The following is a 3,061-nucleotide window of genomic DNA, read 5'->3' as shown; positions in this document are numbered from 1 at the left end:
GACGGTGGTCGGTGAAGGGTTTCAGGGTTCTTCGAGGGCGCTGGGACAACATGTCGCAGAAGGGTTGCTCGCCATGCTTTCCATTGCTCGTACCGTCGCACCGTCTGCGGTGCTCCACGCCTCATATGCGCCCGCCTCCAGCGCGCCATCGACTGAGGGCGCGGGGGCGCTCGTGTCGCATCTCACCGCCGCCGACGCCATGGAGGTGCTCGACCGAGCCCTCAAAGACCCGACTTGTGCAAAGGCTGCCCAGGTGCTCGCTTCGTCACGGGCGAGGCTCGAGGCCGTGAATGCGGAACAGGTGAACACCGACGCCTACGTGAGGCGGTCGATGTCGAACTGGGGCATCTTCGCATTCTGCGGGAGCGCCATGGGATCGATGGTCCTTCTCAGCCACTCCGGCCTCACAGGCGTCGCTGCGCTGGCGGGCATGGCGGCGGGTTTCTTCGTTGTGCCCGCGCTGGCTCTCTGGCTCGTGCGCAAAGGCGGCGAGGCGAACGCCAGTGCCTGCCAGGCCCAGCTCGATCAGAAGCGAGAGACACAGGCGGCTACCGTGCAACGAGACGAGCAGCGCTACCAGGTGGCGTTGCAGACCGCAACAGAGCGTATCAGCGCCGAGCTGGCGGCCACGAGGCAGGCCAATGCACGCCCGGTCCAGGTCCAGACCATCTCTGACGAGCCTGACCGGGTGACCATCGCCGGTATCTCTGTAGCAAAACGAGGGGCGACGGGAGGCTAGGTCTCGGCTTTCTTCTTCTCGGCTTCCGCAGGTGCACTCTCCGGTGGTTGCACCGCCTTCTCGGGTCGAATCGAGATCACGGGGCAGGGGGCGCGCCGCAGCACCGTCTCCGTTGTGCTGCCCACGAGCATGCGCGCAAACCCACGGCGACCGTGGGTCGCCATCACGATGAGGTCGATGGCATTCTCCTTGGCGTAGGCGAGAATCGACTCTGACGCCACTCCCCGCTCGACGCTGACGGTCGAGGGCACACTGACGCGCTTCTGGAGGTCCTCGAGGCACCGACGGGCCTCGTCGACCACGGCGGCGGACGGATAGGGCCACATGAGGCTCCCAGGCATGGGGTCGGCCACCACAGGCATCTCGATGACGTGCAGCAGATGGAGGGTTGCATTGAACACCGTTGCGAGCTGCGACGCGTAGTCGAGGGCTTTGTCGCAGGCCTCTGACAGGTCGGTGGGCACCAGGATGTTGCGAATGTTCACGATCATCACGTCCCTTCACGTTCAGCGTACCCTCGCAGCGGGGCTTTGTCACGGCTTGCAGACGTGGCGTGTGGCGACTTTGTCGCGACAAACCGGGTCTATGCCTCAGGCAGCGCAGGTTCAGCTGACGTGGCAGAATGGCTCAGTGTGGCCTCAACCGTGGTTTCGCAGATGGCTGCAGGGGCAAGGGCTACTTTCTCTCGTTCGGGGAAAGCCTGTCGTAGATGGGGTAGATCGCCTCGAGCACCGCCTCCGCGCTTGCATATCGCGTGCTCAGCGAGGGGTTGATCATGCGCATCACCACTTCCGCCAAGCCATCGGGGAGGTCGGTGCGCTGCGTATCGATGGGCACAGGGTCGTCGGTCATCATCTTCGACAGCAGCTGCCAGCCATCGGTGGCGCCGTCTTCTCCCGTGTCGTAGGGCCATTTCCCCGTGAGCAGCTCGTACATGATGACCCCCATCGAGTAGATGTCGGCGGCGGGGCTGATGTCTTTCGCGTTGAGATGCTCCGGCGACATGTAGGCGGGCGTGCCCATGGCGGTGCCGGTCTTGGTGAGGGTCTTGGCGTCGACCTGACGCGCGATGCCGAAGTCCATGACCTTGGCGTGTCCGCTGCGGGTGATCATGATGTTGTCGGGCTTCAGGTCGCGGTGGATGACGCCCACGGCGTGGGCGGTCTTCAGGGCGTGCAGGGTCTCGAGAATCCAGTCGAGCACGGTGACGAGGGGAACGCTCTGGATGCTCCCGTCTTCGAGGTAGGCACGCAGGTCGCGGCCGTCGACCTTCTCCATGACCATGAACGGCCAGGCCTTCGACCCGCTCTGGTAGAGGCCGGAATCGAGAACCTTCACGATGTTGGGGTCGCTGAGCCGCGACGTCACCGCGACCTCGCGTCTGAATCGCTCGCGGCTGTCTGCGTCTTCGAGCACGTCGCTGAAGACGACCTTGATGGCCCAGTGCTCGTCTTGCCGGCGTTCCGGGCTGTCAGAGACCGCGTCGAAGACCGCGCCCATGCCGCCCCTTCCCAGCAGCGAGAGCACCACGAACGATGCGCCGCTGTTGCAGGTCAGGGTCTGTCCCAGCAGCGGGGGCAGATCGGCGGGGTCCTTCATCTCGCTGGTCTGCTCGATGATGCGCGACACCAGACCTCGCTGCGCATTCTCTTCGAGCCGCAGGCGGCGACGGGCCGGCATCTTCACGCCGAACCACCACCCCAGCAGCGCCAGGCCAGCGAGCCCGATGGCGACATCGAACGCCACATAGCTGAACGGGCCGTAGCGCGGGCTGAATGCGGGAAGGGCGACGGATGTCTTGTCTGCAATGCCGCCACCGAGCTTGATCTGGATGGTGTGGAACCACGGGCGGGTGACGAAGATGGGCTCTGGCGCAGAGGCGTTGGGAATGACGACCGTGCCCGGGCGGAACGACTGCGCCCGCACCGCGCTGAAGCTCTCCGCCCCGTACTCGATCTGCGCGTCGGGGCTGCTGTTCAGGGCGGGGTCAACCTTCTGCCAGACGCCGAGATCGGCCGTCAGCCCCTCGATGGCAAGCGTCTTCCAGAACTGCGGACCATCGTCGGGTCGGTCGGTGGTCACCGCCACGCGGCGCCACTTGTTGATGTCGGGAACGTTCGGGTTGGTGCGCACGTATTCGCCGGATGCATTGGTCGAGGTCCATTCCCAGCGTGGGCCGTCGGCTTCTTGTTTCAGGCTGAAGCGCAGGTACATGTCGTCGTACCCGTTGCGCGTGGCCTTGATGATGGGGGTGTCGGTGTCTCTGGCGTCGAGCACATAGACCCCTTGAACGTCTCCGGGAGCGGGTCTCAGCACGGTGGG

General features: G+C 65.0%; 3 protein-coding genes. 1 reads left to right on the top strand and 2 read right to left on the bottom strand.

What is annotated here, in order from left to right:
• The first annotated feature begins 64 nt into the window (after positions 1-64).
• Positions 65-739, top strand: a complete 675-nt coding sequence (locus EB084_22640) for a hypothetical protein (protein NDD31063.1) — start codon at positions 65-67, stop codon at positions 737-739.
• Here the strand turns inward: EB084_22640 and EB084_22635 are convergent.
• Together EB084_22635 and EB084_22630 are read right to left on the bottom strand one after the other, a co-directional pair.
• Complete coding sequence (locus EB084_22635; protein ID NDD31062.1) at positions 736-1,230, bottom strand: universal stress protein; 495 nt, start codon at positions 1,228-1,230, stop codon at positions 736-738. The genes EB084_22640 and EB084_22635 overlap by 4 nt on opposite strands.
• Before the next feature lie 184 nt (positions 1,231-1,414).
• Positions 1,415-3,061 (bottom strand): serine/threonine protein kinase (locus tag EB084_22630; GenBank protein NDD31061.1); only part of this gene is annotated, 1,647 nt, incomplete at its 5' end.

Source organism: Pseudomonadota bacterium, assembly GCA_010028905.1.
Lineage (GTDB): Bacteria > Vulcanimicrobiota > Xenobia > RGZZ01 > RGZZ01 > RGZZ01.
The sequence above is the reverse complement of the archived record's forward strand: the minus strand, read 5'-3'. Positions and strand labels throughout refer to the sequence as shown.

Excerpts from the sequence above, each read along its gene's own strand:
- EB084_22635 (NDD31062.1), bottom strand. The coding sequence starts at position 1,230 with ATGATCGTGAACATTCGCAACATCCTGGTGCCCACCGACCTGTCAGAG.